We start from the raw sequence: 17,516 nt of genomic DNA on the forward strand, positions 1-17,516 counted from the left end.
CGAGTTTCTCAGAAGAGCGGATTGGTGAAACACCTGATCCGGGAAAAGCGGCGAAAGCCGCTTTTTTTTATCTGAACAAATCCTGTCTTTCGCTGTCTTAATAGGCCAAGAAGCAGTTATAAAGACAGTCATATTTATGCCGGATATTATCCAACCCTGCCATTCCAGCTTTGCCGTAAGAACAGCACCTCTCAGTGACAATAACACTGCAAATAGCAGCAGTGCCACCCACTTCAGGGAGTCAGACCTACCCTCCACCAGAACAACAGTTACCAGCGGCATTGGCGATTCGAACTCCACCAGAATCAGTCACAGGCACGTCTCGACTAATACCGCCACAACCCACTCACCACTCACGTCAACGGCAACTCAGGATATGGCAACACTGCCTGAAGGGCCTGACTTTCTTCTGCGCTTTCCCGAAGAACACCTTTTCCTGCTCTTTGCTGATCCGGATGACATTATTTCCAGTCGTTCCCCACAGGAATATGAAGATAACGAGCCAGGATGCACAGCAGCCTGGTGCCGCTGTATTAGCCAGGTGTTAGAGTGGATTCAGCATGACCCTGCAGAGGCTCCCCTGATTTCCCGACAACGCTATATGCAGATCAACGCCTTACTGACCGAAGGCGTGCAAAACATGCTTGACAGCCATATTCCCGGAACCGTGCGAAAAAGGCACGTGGGTTACCCCTCCAGTGAACATACCCAAAAAGGCTTTATCCAGGCACTGCTGTACAAGCAACGACTGGAAGAAAGCTATGAGCTTTGCCGTGGCACCCATGGTGCAACCATTGCCACTTCTCCGAAAGGGAGCATAATTTCTGATACCAGACTGATTGCAAATTATACCGACCTTAAAGGTATCACCATTTCTTTCAGGGCATTAGGACCTAATGGTCCAATATCAGAAACAAACGGGATTGATAAAATTTTGTTCAAATACCAACTCATCGCCCTTCTTGAGAAAGAAATAATCACGCCGCTGAATACACAACTGGAATCACTACAGCACAAGAAAATCAAGAAGCCTGAACTGCTGGCAAAACTGATTGGAACAGTTGCCACATACTGGCCCAGACTTGAGCAGCTACATACACCGATGGATGGCACCTGCAGAACAAATTACATGTTAGTGCAATATATTTTTATGAAATTTGGTTTCCCTCCGCCGGTATTAATGGATCCAAACTCAATTGACCTGGTTCATACATCGCTTTGTAAACGAATCATAGGCATTGGCTTAAAAAATTCACTTGAACTCATGAATAAAAGAGATCAGGCATCAGAAACAGAAGCAATCATCCATCGATACACAAAACGATACCTGAAAAATTCGTTTTGCCTTATCCGCTCATCTCACAAATACGAAAAATACCTGATCCCGGATGAATTGAATTTTAACGACCATCACAAGACCCAAATGAAGCATCTTACCAGAGAGTTCATTGAGGTACTGGCTCCATACAGAGACACCACGCAAACCAGTACAAGACCACTGAAGACACCTTTACGCAGCCGAAAAAAATCATGATTTACAAAAACATCATTAAGCCCACTGCAAAAAGCTTATTGCACCACTGAATCATTCAACTCAGCCGGACCAATCACAATGACCAGCTTTGCCCGGGAAACAACTGGTACATGGTTTCAATGAGTTTGACGGGTTGTCTTGCCTCCGCACTCCGTTCGTCCTGAGCCTGTCGAAGGGCGGAAACTCAGGACTCTGATAGATCGTGCCAAGCACCCTTCGACTCCGCTCAGGGTGAACGGAGATCGTACACGTCAAAATCATTAAAACCATGTACTAGAACAAAAGTACAGGTACCAAATCCCCGGTCCTGCTGAAAAAAAAGAACGATAGTATTGGAACTATTGATCAATTTTACGATCTGAATAAAAGTGAAATTATCAAAGTTCGTTAAAGTTTCAGTTACTGCCCGGCATTTCAGGTTCTCTTACGGCTTATACCAAAAGTAGAACTATAGTAATGCATTATCAGGAAGTTCAAAGGTCAACAGGGAAACCTCAACAGGCTTTGAAAATACTTAATTAAAAAAAGGACCTGATAAATGTTCTATCTTGGCGTACTGATTACGACTGTTGCAGATACAATTTCTTCAGCTCTTGCAACTAATCCACAGAATCCAACTCCCAGCGCAGCCAATGGGGACACCCCCGAGCTTCGCGGTGACCTGGATCATCGCGAGGTGTACCGGAAGTCTTCGGCCACCAAATCCATTTGCAATCCTCCGTCAGACTCACCATCGCTCTCTGGACAGAGTCTCGGGCAAAGAACCATGTGGCCGCTCCATGTTGATATCACTATCACTGACACACCCTCCAGTGAAGAAAACGGGCATGATGCGGCTGCAAGTGGTCCAGCTGAACTTGTTGTAGCCATAGATGAAGTGAATGCTGCCATTGATACTGCTCGATTACCCGAAGAAACTCCTGGAGCCGTTGACCAGGGTTCTACTGAATTGCACGAAGAAACGCCTGAAACTGTTGACCAGGATTCTACTGAATTGCACGAAGAAACTCCTGAAGCTGTTGACCAGGGTTCTACTGAATTGCACGAAGAAACTCCTGAAGCTGCTGACCAGGATTCTACTGAATTGCACGAAGAAACTCCTGAAGCTGCTGACCAGGATTCTACTGAATTGCACGAAGAAACTCCTGAAGCTGCTGACCAGGATTTTGCTGAAGTGCACGAAGAAACTCCTGGAGCTGTTGACCAGGATTCTACTGAATTGCACGAAGAAACTCCTGAAGCTGTTGGCCAGGGTTCTACTGAATTGCAAGAAGAAACTCCTGAAGCTGTTGGCCAGGACTCTACTGAATTGCCCGAAGAAGCTGCTGCCGAAGAATCATTTGAATTACGCACAATCACTCCTGAAGACGTTGCCATAAATAATACTTCTGGGCTACCCGGAGAAACTGCTGTTATAGATGATACTAATGAACCACCTGTATCAAATTCAGATATTACTTCCCTCTTTGGCACAAACCATGAAGATACTGGTGCAATGCCGAGTAATGACAGGTGGGTCCGTTATGACACAGGCACAGATACAGACCCAGACACAACAACATTGTCACTAATTCCTTCAGCACCACCACCCGATTATGAGACTCTATATCCTCTGGATGCATTATTTGAGGCAGCGAACAATTTTGCCCCATCAGAGGCAAACGGGATGAACAAAAATCCCATCCCGGACTACCCTGAAGGGGCATGTGAATGGCCACCAGTTACTGAGAAGCCAATAAGTCCGGAAGAATTCAATGACGCCTACTATGAAGCCTTAGCGACTGGTAACTTAAATGCTATAGAGCACCTGAGACGAGATTATCCCCAGCGCATGATCGACCCTTTGCAATATCCGGAATCACGGAAATATTTATATCATCCCCTGCATATAGCTGCCGCAAAAAATCAGATGGCATCGTTAGAATTTCTTTGCCAGCTTCCGTGTATTGATATAAACGCCCCGTCACCTGAAAAGAATACTGCTCTCCACTTAGCTATCGATCACAATAACGTGGCAGTCGTAAAATTTCTCTGTCAACGCCATGATATTAATGTAAATCGGAAGAATAAAAGCGGCTTCACCCCTATTATGTTAGCCTGTTCAAAAAACGCAGACGCTCAGATAATAGATGCCTTATTGAATACTCAACCGGTTCTGGACGAGGAAAAACAAATCGAAACTGCACTTTCCTTCAGCGTTAAAAACAACAATCTGGAAACCACTAAAAAATTACTAGAATCTGGTGCAAAGGTTGACCAGAAACATAACGATGGAAAAAACAGCATATTTTATATTTCCTTCACTGAAGCCGCTGACGAAATCAGTATATTGCTACTGGATTCTCTGGAGGACGTAAATCAACCAATATCCATCAATAATGCCCGGGTATTGCATCTGGCTGCTTTCACAGGAAAAACTAAAATTGCTGTTTATCTGATTGAAACTCTTAATGCTTCAAGATTTGTAACTAATAAAGGTAAATCAATGCCAGTCCATTATGCAGCGTTTGGAAATAATGCAACAACATTTCGCACATTAATTTATCTTGGATGCAACATGTATGAAGAAAAAGGAAAAATAGAAAGAGACTTTTGGGAGATGGTAAAAACCCGTCTGGCTGGATATCAAATAGACCGAAATAAATATGGTGATAAAGGATATACGTTATTTAGAGAGGGTGGCACACCTTCGGAATTTTTTAGAGGTGATATCTATCAGATGATAAATCACCAGAAAAAATGTGGCCATACAAAAGAATCAATTAAAGCAGCAAAAGAATCAGATAGAAAAAAAGCGCTAATTATAGAGCAAAATATTAAACAAAAAAAAGAACTGGAGAAGAAAAAAATAGACAAAAAAAGGAAATCAGAAATTCTGAAACAAAAAATTAGAATACTTGAAGAAAATAATAAAAAAACAACTGACAATGATGCTGCCACAGGCATTACATTAAGTACACCATCGACACCTGAACAGCCTGCTCCAGACTCAGATCTCTCTGCTCTTGCTTACACGCACCAAAGCGGAAATTTAGCAATGCACAGTGAGTTGACCTGTTATGATGTAAATGACAGGAGGTTTCCACCAGGGTTCACCAACATGGACGACGTGCCCGGGACATCAGCAATGCCAGCCATGATGGAGAAGCAATTAGACGACAAAGAATTCCAAAACATGTACCTTAATGCAATCCAGGCAGGTGATATAGACACTTTAAAATACCTGAAACAAGTTCGTCCCGATTTAATGATAGACTCTCTGGTAGATCCAAAGGATCGAAATGCATTTATTCATCCCTTACATCTGGCTGCCTCAAATAAGCAGTGGGTGGCGTTAAAATTTCTTTGTGCATTGGATGGAATTAATATCAATACTCGCATGAGTAATGGCGAGACAGTTCTTAATCTGGCAGTCTGCGAGAAAATGGAGGAGACTATACTTTTTCTCTGTCAGCAACCACTCATTAACGTCAATTTATCAGATTACGCCACCAGAAATACCCCTATTATTTCTGCCTGTGAGTTAAATTTGAGTGATCAGGTTATAGAAGCATTATTAGCGCATAAACCGAGTCTGAAGCCGAATAATTATCAAAAAACTGCACTTGGATTCAGTGTTAGAAACCGTAACATTACCGTTACTAAAATGTTATTAGAGGCTGGAGCTGACGTTGGCAAGGTTGAAGAAGATGGGAAAGACTCAGTGTTCTATATCGCTTTCCAGGATGACAACGAAGAGATGAGTAAATTATTAGTGAGTTATTTACCCGACATAGATCAAGCAGTAACTAAAAAAGATGCTCGCGTGCTTCATTTAGCCTCTCTTTTAGGCAAAAGAACACTTATTAGGCACTTGATAGAGGATTGTGAAGCATCCAGATTTTTAGAAAATAAAGATCATGCCATGCCAGTTCATTATGCGGCACATCATGATCATTCACAAGCACTGTATGTATTAATCGAACTAGGATGTTCCTTGAACGAACGTCCTGGAAAAATAGAAGACGATTTCTGGCGAAAGAAAAACAATGGATTTTATTCTTTTTTGGCTGGACACGTGCCTCCAACTGTAGATTTTAAAAGTTACAATAAACCAAATGCGTGTCATTTATACTACCATGGTGGTACACCTTCAGAGATTTATGGAATGTTTGATATAACTCAGTTAGAAAACTTTGAAAAATCACTAAATATAGACATAAATAAAGAAAAAAATAAGGACAAAGCAAGAATGGAGGAAAGACAAAAACAGCATAAGCAATACATAGAAGAAAAACAGAAACAGAAAAGAAATGAACAAAAACAAATAAAACAGGAAGAAAAAGAAGCAAGCAAAGAAAAAAAACAACTGAAAAAATTAAAAAAAGAACTGAATAAACTGAATTTAGAAGGAGAAAAACTGAAGGAAAAAGGAGTAAAACTAGAGACAGAATTGCATAGCCCAGAGGGGGGGAAAAAGATAAACCCATTTATCAGAATTTTGAGAAAAATATGAGTACCTATTAGAACTTATATATTTGAGTGATCTAAAACTCATTGCTCAGGTGCTATGCAAGTAGCAATGGTGTGCATAGTGCATCATGAGTTTGATATGTACAATCTCCGTTCACCCTGAGCACCCTTCGGCTCTGCTCAGGACGAACGGAGCTTGGGAGCCATTGATAGAAGATAAAAGGAACTCATCAATCACATTGAAATCTTGTACCATAATTGATCTGGCAAATTTGAAAACCATAATAAAGTGACTAATGCAGTCAAAGAAGGCAGCATTTGAACTATTGATTAGCTTTACGGTCTGAACAAAGGCATTAATTAACAAAGTTCGTTAACGTTCAGTTTTTGCACGGCATTTCAGATTCTCTTATGGCTTATCCCAACAGTAGTACTATAGTGATGCGCTATCAGGAAATTCAAAGGCCAACAACGAAACCGAAACTGGCTTTGGAAATACCCAATTAGACATAAGGCATGTACCATGTACTACTCCGTTGGCAATCCGGTTACTGTTACAGATACAGTTTCCTTTGCTACTTCAACTAACCCACAGAATCAAATTCCAGACACAACCACTAATAATAATGGTGCTCCCGGGAATTCAGGTGACTTCGATAACCGCCACATTCACGAGAGTTTATCTTCTACCTCACTCTTTACCGATCTGTCAGATTCACCATCGTCCCATCCTCAGGCGATGAGCATCGGGCAAAGAACCATGTTGCCGCATCCTGTTGATAGCACGATGACTGTCCCGCCCTGCGGTCAAGAAACCGGGCATGATACTGCTGATGAATATCAACTACCGTCAGATCCACCACCAGACTACCCCCACAGGTCTGACGATTCATATTACAATCTGCCAACGTATGCTGAGCTGTTCCCCTTGTATGAGACAATGATTGGCATGCCCCGGCCAGAAGAAAACGAGATTAACGAAAATCCCTTCCCGGCCACCCTTGAAGGGGCATGTGCATTGCCACCCTTAACTGCCAAGCCATTAAATCCGGATGAATTCAATAATATATACTTTCATGCCTGTCTGAGTGATGATGTAGAGAGAATTGTACAGCTGTTCCAGGCTGCTGATCCCCAGTCAATGAATAATTTTCTGACGCATCCGGACAACCCAACAATATCAGTTCATCCCCTGCATCTGGCTGCCGAACGTAATCAGCGGAGAGTGTTAAGATTTCTTTGCCAAAATCCATATATTGATATAAATGCTTGTGGGCCTGATAAAAATACCGCTCTCCACTTTGCCATCAGAAATCACCAGGGGGCAGCCGTACACTTTCTCTGTCAACAACAAAACATTGATGTAAATGTGGAAAACAGCCTCGGTTGCACACCTATTATTTTAGCCTGTGAAAAAAACTCAGACCATCGTATTTTACAAACATTATTGGAAAAAAAGCCGTATCTGGGCCCGAACAAAAACGGTGAAACTGCACTTTCCCATAGCGTTAAAAACAACAATCTGAAAACTACTGAAATATTAATATATAACGGGGCGGCACCTGTTGACACCATGCATAGTGATGGAAAAGACAGCATATTTTACATTTCTTTCACAAATGCCTCCGATCAGATTAGTATTTTGTTATTGAGTTGTTTGACAGACATAAATAAAAAAATATCCGAAGCCGGGGCTCGTGTGCTGCATCTTGCTGCTTTAACAGGTAAAGATGACATCATTACTTACCTGATAGACAGGCGCAAAGCCTCGAAATCCTTGACCAATAAATATAATTCCATGGCAGTTCATTATGCAGCGCATGACAATAACGCAACAACATTGCGCAGATTAATCGATCATGGATGCACCCTGTTTGTAGGAAAAGGAAAAATAGAAAAAGACTTCTGGAAAAAGAAAATAATTAATGGTCGTCATACACAAAAAATAGACTTTACCAAGGCAAATAAATCAAACGGAGAAAAATTATTTAATGAGGGTGGCACACCTTTGGAAATTTATGAAGGTGATAAAGTACAGATGATGAACTATGAGGAGAAACATGGAATTAAAAACAATGAAAAAGATACAAAACCAACAACAATATTCCAGAAATTAGTACAAAAATTACAATTACTGCCTACAGAAAAGCCTGAAAAAACAACCGAAGCTGTTGCTTCCACAGACACTACACCAAGTGCGCTACCAGCACCTGAACAGCCTATACCGGGCTCGGATCATTCTGGCTTTGCCAACACACATACAAGTGGTGATGAAACAAACAGGAATCCCGAAAATATCGATCCGGACGACGTCTGCGGGGCATCAGCACTGCCAACTATAATGCAGGCACCACTTAGCCGTGACGATTTCAATATAACGTACTATGATGCGTGCGTGGCAGGTGATTTAGACACTATCATGCGCCTGAAGCAAACTCACCCCAAGTTAATGATTGACTCTCTGAGAGATCCAAATGATCCAGAAGTATTACTTCATCCCTTGCCTCTGGCTGCCTTAAATAATCAGTGGGCAGTGTTAGAATATCTTTGTAAGCTGGACGGTATTCATATTAACGCTCGCATGAGAAATGGTGATACCGCTCTTAGCCTGGCTGTTCGCATGAACAACCAGGACGCCATACTTTTTCTCTGCCAACAACCTGGCATTGATGTCAATGTGTCGGATTCCAAACGTAATACCCCTATTACTACTGCATGTAAGTTAAATTTGAACGATCAGGTTATAGATGCATTATTAGCGAATCTGAAGCTGGGCCCAATTAGATACGCACAAACTGCACTTTATTCCAGTATTAAAAACAATAATCTTAACACTACTGAAAAATTATTGAATACTGGAGCCGTCTCGGACAGGTGTGGTAAATACGCAACAGATTCTTTGCTTTATTTCTCTTTCACACATGCCAACGATGATATCAGTAAATTGTTATTGAAAAATATGTCCAACATAAATAAAACATTATCTGTTAATGGTACCTGCGCGCTTCATTTGATATGTTACCTGGGCAAACATACACTTATCTCGTACCTGATAAATGATCTTGGCGCATCAAAATTCATAGAGACTAATCTACGTGCCAGGCCTGTCCATTTTGCAGCGCACAAAAACAATAAAGAAACACTGATTGAATTAATCAAACATGGATGCACCTTGAAGGAAAGTCGGGGGAAAATAGAAGATGAGTTCTGGCCAAAGAGCCAGGGAGCAATGTGCGCTGGGGGGGAATACATACCTCCAATAATAAATTATAACCAATACAAAAAATCAAATGGGGAGGATTTACACAGCAATGGTGGTACACCTTCAGAATTTTACGGGAAAGGTATAAATGAGTTAAAAGATTTTGAGGCTTCGCTGAATATAAACATAAAGGAAGAAAAGAAGATGGATCGAAAAACTATGGAAGAAAAAAAGCATAAGATAAAACAGAAAAAATAAGACTAGAGTTAAAACGCCGCACGGCTGCATGGATGCAGGAGATAGTACATGGTTTCAAAAAGTTTGACGTGTACAATCTCCGTTCACCCTGAGCGAAGTCGAAGGGTGCTTTGCACGATCTATCAGAGTCCGGAGTTTCCGTCTTTAGGCCCTAAGGGTCCTTCGACAGGCTTCAGCACGAACGGTATTGGTATCAACGCTTAGCAGCGCTCGGGCAGCCTCTTGGTTAAGGTGCTGTGCAAAGAGAACTGATACTATCTACACTATCGTACAATATTGGATCTATTGATTGCCATGCCAACCCCTGCTGCCGATATTCCCAGAATCATCGACAGCCAGTCTTGATGTATGGGGGAGCCCGCCTGGCAGGCTCTCCTGGCACAACAGTGAAAAGCTGGCATAAAATCATTTTTCGATAATAGCATTCAGCCCCCTTTTATGGTGCCTGCTAATTTTTCCAATGTACGTTTCCATAACCAATACCCTGAATCAATCGATATAAAATGGGTTTAATTTGTACATTCTCAAAAACCCGTAAATCTCGGATATGGTGCATAATCAGCGCGCCTGGATTACGCCAACATGTTATGATTTTGCATCATAACCAGCAAGTAGCTAACCATATAACTTTTTGATAAGATACAATCACTCTTTATTGGGACTGAATAGTCACATTAAATAATCAAGAGTAAAGAATAAATGATACCAAAATATCACCCTGTTTTATTCCAGAGGCCATTATTGTCCGAAAGCACTCAAAACCTGGATGAGGAAATAAATGATTACGTTGCTTTCCCTAATGGAGATGTTAGAACACTGGCAGAAATTAAAAGGGATCAACCTGTCAGCTACATCAAAATGAAAACCCAGTTTCTGACTGACATTGGCAAGCTGAAGACTTTGACACAGCGTTTAATCAGCAATGAATATAATAATCAAATTGATACCTTTTACACAAAGATTTCAGATGATCTGAAATATGATGATAAAAAACCTCACAGCCTGATAACATTCAAGGATACTCGTTATTATCTCCATAAAATCATTCATCGAACTGAGCGGTTTCTTGAGCTGGAAGCGAAAAATCCTGATGATGCTGATAAATGGTCTTTAAATAGAGACAGTTTTTGCACTTTGTTTCATGAGATTCTTTCAGGGATAGACAATTGTCTTGGGGGCAATGGTACCCGCCTTCAAAGTGGATTTACCAGCATCGAGAACTCCCGCGACCCACAAAAGGTGCTGTTGCAGATTCGTCACGGGTTACTGGATTATGGCATTAAATTATTTCTGATAAAAGAGCGTGCCAGTGATAAGGATGAATTTGGATTAGGGAATGAAGTACACACGCACAGTGAACTTTACAATTTAATCTGTGAACAGTTTGGTTTGGAACCCCTTAAAGATTTCGGTCACCATGTAAATCTCAATAATAATCCAGGAATGATTGATCGACTTGAAATTATCCTGCCATCCCTGATGCCGGAGTTCGAAATACTTAATAAACTGACAGATGTATTTTACCAGGACTTAGTATCCTCTTTAAAAAAGCGAAATAAAGAACACTGGCTAACCCGTCCTGTTTCTTTCTCAGAATTTAAGAATGAAGTCACCGATGGGATTAAAGAGGATTTCATAACCCCAATCAATCTTCGGTTCAAAACCAATAATAAAAACAGGCTTGATCTATGGACAATCATCAAACCCTGCGATGATGGGAGCTATGAATTTTCAGAGAGTCGGGAGCGATTTCAGGTATGGTTAATCGATAATTATTTGAATCACACTCCTACCGCGAACGTACTCACTATGGTTGGCAAGAAAAATGACGCAGCTTCTTCCCGGTTTTTTTCGAAGAAAGATAAAGATAAAGATAAAGCACCACCTTCCTACATTGGCTCGAAGGATAATCTTTATTTCTGGGTCTTTAAAACAGAGACTCCTCTTATGCAGGGTGGCAACTGCAGCCTGGACTGGGATAACCATCAAACACTGACTCTGAGTTACTTAAAAACAGTTGATTTTAATAACTTCCCTAATGAAGTACGTTTCAATCTTTTTCAATATGCTTTGAACAACACCATTAAACCAGGTGACTTTTTGGAGTTTTTCCTTGATAAAACCGCATCTGAAAAATGGGACGAAATGGTTAAATCTGACCCTCAAATAAAGGAGATCATGTTAGAAAAAATTATTAATACCCTGAACGATGATGCAGCAGGGTCAACCGGATTTTTACCGCATCTGCCTGCGGGATCTCTTAAAGGGCATACCAGTAATTTCTTCACCGACTTATTACACCGGGCATTTAAACTGAAACAGGCTGGTATCGTTGACTTTTTACTAAAACATGGTTTGCACAAGTGTTCAACCAAGTTTATTAAAGCTGAATTCCAGAAAGTCGTGTTTTCAACATTACAGTTTGACTCAGAAAAATTTGAAATGCTCTGCAAACACCCTGTTATTGACTTCACCTCAAAAAATGAACAAGGTCAAACGCTGTTAATGATAGCAGCAAAATATGGCAAAACAGAGCACCTGAAACTATTTCTGACAAAGAAAGGTATTAAAGTGAATTTGCAAGACAAGAGTGGTAATACCGCACTCTCTCTGGCTGCAGAAAATGGGCAAATCCAGTGTCTGATGGCACTTCTGACACATGACGATATCAAACTGAATATGGAGACCAATGACGGTTGGACCGCATTAAAGCTCGCTGCAAGATACGGGCGAACTGATTGTCTGAAGGTGCTTCTGAAACAGCAAAAAATTAATGTAGACCTGCGTATCAAGAATAGCTGGACGCCACTAATGGCGGCAGCAAGAGGCGGTCATGGGGACTGTGTAAAGGCATTGCTTGACCATGATGCGTCGTCGATCAACGAACAAAACAAGGAAGGCTATACGGCGTTGATGATGGCGGTAATTGCAGGGGATGAACGTTGTGTCTCGTTATTATTTCAAAAATCCGATAGTGGCATCAATACAACCAATAAAAACGATAACACTGCATGGATTCATCTGCGTAATATTTTTGGGTTAACGCTGGCAATGCTGGCCGCAAAATATGGCAATATTTATTGCCTGAAAGCAATTCTGGAGAAAAAAATCATTGACGTGGACGAGGTAGAAAATAACGGCCAAACTGCACTCATGCTGGCTGCGGCATTTGGGCAAACGGAGTGCCTGGAACTACTTCTGGCACAGGAAGGAATTGACGTTAACAAGCAGGAAAACAAACTCAAGACTGCTCTCATTCTGGCTGCAGATCATGGGCGAACGAAGTGCCTGGAACTGCTTCTGGCACACCAAAAAATTGATGTGAATTTTCGGGGCAAACATAGAGCTACTGCACTCATGCTGGCTGCACAACTCGGGCATACGGATAGCCTGATAGAACTTTTGAAACATAAAGACATCAAAGTGAACGCGCGGGGCAGTACAGGTTGGACCGCATTAATGTACGCAGCAAGAAACGGGAAAACGGACTGTTTGTTGGCACTTTTGGAAAAACAGGGAATTGACGCAAACCTGCCTGACATTGATGGCTGGACGCCATTAATGTCGGCAGCAAGAAACGGTCATGGGGACTGTGTTGAGGCGTTGCTTGCACATGACCCTTCGTCGCTCAATGCACAAAAAAAAGATGGCGCTACGGCTTTGATTCTGGCAGCAAATGGAGGGGATGAACGTTGTGCCTCGTTATTACTCAAACAACCGAATATAGACATCAACATAACAGATAATTACGGTAAAACCGCATGGCAGTATGCGCAGTCCTGTAATGTAGCACAGTGTCAACCATGGCAACAATTTCAACAGATCCTGGATGCAGTAATCAGTGGTAATTTGACATCTCTGACTGAACTGCTGAATGTTGCCGGAGTATTGATCCATGTTCGTAATAAACAAGGGTTAACACTGGCAATGATGGCCGCAAAAAATGGCCAGATTGATTGCCTCAAAGCAATTCTGGCGACGAACGTCATTAACGTAAACGAGAGGGATAATATCGGCAAAACTGCTCTCATGCATGCTGCAGAAAATGGGCAAACGAAGTGTCTTGAAGAGCTTCTGAAACAGGAAAAAATTGATCCGAATGCGCAGTGCAATGCCGGTTGGACCGCAATAGTGCATGCAGCAAGATATGGGCGAACGGACTGTCTGAAGGCGCTTCTGAAACAACCGGGAATTAAAGCAAACCTGACTGACAAGGATGGCTGGACACCATTAATGTCGTCAGCAAGAAACGGTTATGTCGACTGCGTTAAGCTGTTGGTTGAACAGGGTGAGCCGTCAATCAATGCACAAAAGAATGACGGCTACACGGCTTTGATGCTGGCAGTATTTGCAGGCGAATCAGGTTGTATCAGGTGTTTACTTTTACACCCTGACATCAAAATTGATAGTAAAGTACTGGATCTGGCTAAACAGAAAAATGATTCGGAAAGTTATCAGCTATTGGTTACTCATAAGCCTGAATCCAGTTGAGTCTGTCTATCACCAGCAGTTAGAAGATTTTGAGGCATCGCTGAATATAAACATGAAGGAAGAAGGATCAAAAAAGTATGGAAGAAAAATCATAATATAAAACAGGAAAAATAAGACAAGCGTTAAAACATCGCACGACTGCATCGATGCAGGAGATAGTACATGGTTTCAATAAGTTTATGTGTACAATCTCCGTTCACCCTGAGCGAAGTCGAAGGGTGCTTGGCACGATCTATCAGAGTCCGGAGTGTACGCCCTTAGGCCCTATGGGTCCTCCGACAGGCTTCAGCACGAACGGTATTGGTATTATGTCTTTGAATAAGTTCCCGATTTCCGTTCACCCTGAGTGCTGAGCTTGACGAAGTATCGGAGGGTCGTGCCACCGAACTTCGATACTTCGTCAAGCTCAGCACTCAGTCCGAACGGAGTCAGGCAATGAAAATAGGGAAGTTATTTCCAGACAACTCCTTAGCTGCGCTCGGGCAGCCTCCTGGTTAAGGTGCTGTGCAAAGAGAACTGATATTATCTACACTATCGTGCAATATTGGATCTATTGATTGCCATGCCAACCCCCGCTTCTCTGGAAATACAGGCATTTTTACAACACCTCTGGCTTGAACGAGGGCTCAGCAAAAATACCCGTGAAGCTTACCAACGGGACCTGCTGCTCTTCTCTGAGTGGCTGCAAAAGCACACACAAAACGTCGGCAAGCTATTACTCTCAGCCAGCGAGGAGGACCTTCGCCGGTTTCTGGGCTGGCGTTATGAGCAGGATTATCACCCACGATCAACTGCCCGGCAAATCTCCAGCCTGAGAGCCTTCTACCGTTACCTGCTGCAATCTGAACAGATCACCACTGACATTACGGCCAATATTGACATGCCCCGCCAGGGCAAGGCATTGCCCAAAACATTGTCAGAAGAAGAGGTAGAGTCACTGCTCAGCAGCCCGGATACCGATACCGCCATTGGTCTTCGTGATCGTGCCATGCTTGAGATCCTCTATGCCTGCGGCCTGAGAATCTCAGAACTGGTCAACCTGAAGATGGACAATATTAATCTCAGACAGGGAGTGCTCCGCATTATCGGTAAAGGCCGGAAGGAACGGCTGGTCCCCATGGGCCAGAATGCCATTGAATGGCTGCAGCAATATATACGACAGGCAAGAGGTGATCTGCTGAACCAGTATGACAGCCGAACCCTGTTTCCGGGTCGTCAGGGACGTCCAATGACCCGGCAGACCTTCTGGCATCGGATCAAGCATTACAATACGATTGCTGGTATCACCACCGACGTTTCTCCCCATGTCCTTCGACATGCTTTTGCCACCCATCTTCTAAACCATGGTGCAGATCTTCGAGTGGTCCAGCTGCTGCTTGGCCATAGCGATCTGTCCACCACCCAGATCTATACCCATATTGCCAACCACAGGCTGTCAGAACTGCACCGAGAGCATCATCCCAGGGGGTAATCTGACCGTTTGTTCACTATTTTTTAGAACGCTCCACCCGATAACCGTGTCCAGGCGATACAACAGGAAGAAATAACGCTAGACTATCTTGTTTTAACCAGCGCTTCTCTCCAATGCTGGAACGGCTTGCCGATAGCCCCTGAGATGTACGGGCTTATCTTGTGAATCTATAAAGGAATCAGTATGTCTAAATTCTCTGCGCTTCTGTTAACGGCCATGATGACCACAAGCGCTGGCTGGTCTGTGGCCGTCCATGCAGAGGCTTCCGGCAAGGACAGTGCCGTTCAGGGCCCCGAGACCCTGATTGAACGTCAGCTGAAAAAACTTGATGCCGCCGTTCCCATTGAGTCGATCACCAAAAGCCCGATGCCCGGCATCTACAAAGTGATACTCAAAGGTGGCTTTGTGATCTACAGCAGCGAAAACGGGCAGTATTTTATTAAAGGCGATCTGTTGGAAGTTCGCGGTAACCAGCTGGTTAACCTGACGGAAGAGGTGAAAAGCCAGCAAAACGCCAGGCTGCTGAAATCCCTGAACAAAGAAGATATGGTGATTTTTGCACCGACAGGTGAAACCAAAGGTGTTGTGTATGCCTTCACGGATGTCGACTGTGGCTACTGCCGCAAACTGCACCGGGAAGTCGACCAGCTGAATGCGCTGGGTATTGAACTGCGCTATCTTGCCTTCCCCCGGGGTGGCCAGCAATCGCCAGTGCATGGCAAGATGACCAATGCCTGGTGTTCAGCAGACCGTAAACAGGCATTAACCGACCTGAAAACCGGCAAGTCCATCAGTGCAGAAATTCAAGGTGATAAGGCAGCGTGCAGTACTGTCATTGATAACCACTACAACCTCGGTGTCCAGATGGGCATTAACGGCACTCCGGCCATGGTGCTGGAAAACGGTCAGGTTATTCCGGGCTATCGCCCTGCTGCCGATATTGCCAGAATCATCAACAGTCAGTCTTGATGTTTAGGGGAGCCTGTCTGGCAGGCTCTTTTGGCACAAACTGAACCCCTGCTTTTGCCGGAGTCCAGGAGCCATTACAGATAGATCATTTTCTTTGTCATACCACCATCAACCACGATATTGGCACCGTTGATAAAGTCATTCTCTTCATGGGTCAGAAACAGACAGGTGTTAACAATATCCCGTGGCTTACCCACTCTCCCCGATGGATGCTGGCGGTGATCCTGCCCGGTCAGCTGATCATAATCTTCAGTTTGAATCCAGCCTGGGCTGATGGCATTCACGGTAATTGGCGTTTGTGCCAGTGATACGGCCAGCGTATTGGTCAGCGACACCAGGCCGCCTTTAGACGCGCCATAGGCCTCCCAGCCCGGTTCATTCTGGTGCCAGCGGGTAGACGCAATATTGATAATACGACCATACTTTTTATTACTATGGTGCCTGATAAACTCTCTGGCACAGTTAAAGCTGCCATTCAGATTAACATCAATCACCCTGGAGAACTCGGCAGCAGTAAGCTCAGCCACCGGCTTATTAAACTGGCTTATGGCACCATTATTAATCAGGATATGTGCAGTGCCATATTGGCGAGCAATGGTGTCAAAGGCTGCTTCAATCATCTCCGGTTTTCCCAGGTCAACGCTGTAGAAATCCATATCACCCGTTGCCGGTTGGTGCAGGTCGAAGCCAACCACAGTTGCCCCCTGCTCCCTGTAAGCTCTGGCAATGGCGTTGCCAATACCCTGACTGGCACCTGTAACAATAACGACTTTATCTGAGTACATACAGTGAGACATCCGTTATAAGCAGTTAACCAAATGAAATCATATTTTCTGGCCAACTACTTAGGTAGCTGAAAATTAGATAGCTGAAAAGCTGGCATAAGATCATTTTCCGATGATAACATTCAGCTTTGGGAGCGTGGAAATAATTCTATTAAATGACAACTCATTGAAAAAATCGCTTATAATTAAGCTCCGCGCAGTGGAAGATCACCATTACCCTTTTTATCAACACCCTTTTATCAACTTCGTGCTGTTTTTTTATTCTTTATTAACTCTAAAGTCAATTTGATATAAGATGCAATTACGCTTTGTCAGGACTGAACTGTTACATTAAATAATCAACAGGAAATAACA

At 43.1% G+C, this 17,516-nt stretch carries 7 protein-coding genes; 6 read left to right on the plus strand and 1 reads right to left on the minus strand.

Features of this window, described 5'->3' with window-relative positions:
• Positions 1 to 136: 136 nt before the first annotated feature.
• The 6 genes from ACO6UX_RS14490 (at position 137) to ACO6UX_RS14515 (ending at position 16,377) form a co-directional block, all read left to right on the plus strand.
• On the plus strand, positions 137 to 1,534 hold the full coding sequence (locus tag ACO6UX_RS14490; protein ID WP_422448712.1) for a hypothetical protein: 1,398 nt from the start codon (positions 137 to 139) through the stop codon (positions 1,532 to 1,534).
• A 538-nt stretch (positions 1,535 to 2,072) separates the two neighbouring features.
• Positions 2,073 to 6,029 (plus strand): ankyrin repeat domain-containing protein, encoded by a 3,957-nt coding sequence (locus tag ACO6UX_RS14495; RefSeq protein WP_422448714.1) that lies wholly within the window; start codon positions 2,073 to 2,075, stop codon positions 6,027 to 6,029.
• A gap of 480 nt (positions 6,030 to 6,509) precedes the next feature.
• Complete coding sequence (locus ACO6UX_RS14500; RefSeq protein ID WP_422448716.1) at positions 6,510 to 9,446, plus strand: ankyrin repeat domain-containing protein; 2,937 nt, start codon at positions 6,510 to 6,512, stop codon at positions 9,444 to 9,446.
• Between the two features lie 741 nt (positions 9,447 to 10,187).
• Entirely contained in the window at positions 10,188 to 13,937 is a 3,750-nt protein-coding gene (locus ACO6UX_RS14505) for an ankyrin repeat domain-containing protein (protein ID WP_422448718.1), read from the plus strand.
• Positions 13,938 to 14,499: 562 nt separating this feature from the next.
• A complete protein-coding gene (gene xerD, locus ACO6UX_RS14510) occupies positions 14,500 to 15,408 on the plus strand; it encodes a site-specific tyrosine recombinase XerD (protein ID WP_422448720.1) in 909 nt (302 codons plus the stop codon).
• A gap of 183 nt (positions 15,409 to 15,591) precedes the next feature.
• Complete coding sequence (locus ACO6UX_RS14515) at positions 15,592 to 16,377, plus strand: thioredoxin fold domain-containing protein (RefSeq protein WP_422448722.1); 786 nt, start codon at positions 15,592 to 15,594, stop codon at positions 16,375 to 16,377.
• A gap of 74 nt (positions 16,378 to 16,451) precedes the next feature.
• Here ACO6UX_RS14515 and ACO6UX_RS14520 read toward each other — a convergent pair whose 3' ends face one another.
• Complete coding sequence (locus ACO6UX_RS14520) at positions 16,452 to 17,162, minus strand: SDR family NAD(P)-dependent oxidoreductase (protein WP_422448724.1); 711 nt, start codon at positions 17,160 to 17,162, stop codon at positions 16,452 to 16,454.
• Positions 17,163 to 17,516: the final 354 nt, after the last annotated feature.

The sequence above is a fragment of the Endozoicomonas sp. ALB091 genome (assembly GCF_049310265.1).
GTDB lineage: Bacteria > Pseudomonadota > Gammaproteobacteria > Pseudomonadales > Endozoicomonadaceae > Endozoicomonas.

Excerpts from the sequence above, each read along its gene's own strand:
- ACO6UX_RS14490 (WP_422448712.1), top strand. The coding sequence starts at position 137 with ATGCCGGATATTATCCAACCCTGCCATTCCAGCTTTGCCGTAAGAACA.
- ACO6UX_RS14495 (WP_422448714.1), top strand. The coding sequence starts at position 2,073 with ATGTTCTATCTTGGCGTACTGATTACGACTGTTGCAGATACAATTTCT.
- ACO6UX_RS14500 (WP_422448716.1), top strand. The coding sequence starts at position 6,510 with ATGTACTACTCCGTTGGCAATCCGGTTACTGTTACAGATACAGTTTCC.
- xerD (WP_422448720.1), top strand. The coding sequence starts at position 14,500 with ATGCCAACCCCCGCTTCTCTGGAAATACAGGCATTTTTACAACACCTC.
- ACO6UX_RS14515 (WP_422448722.1), top strand. The coding sequence starts at position 15,592 with ATGTCTAAATTCTCTGCGCTTCTGTTAACGGCCATGATGACCACAAGC.
- ACO6UX_RS14520 (WP_422448724.1), bottom strand. The coding sequence starts at position 17,162 with ATGTACTCAGATAAAGTCGTTATTGTTACAGGTGCCAGTCAGGGTATT.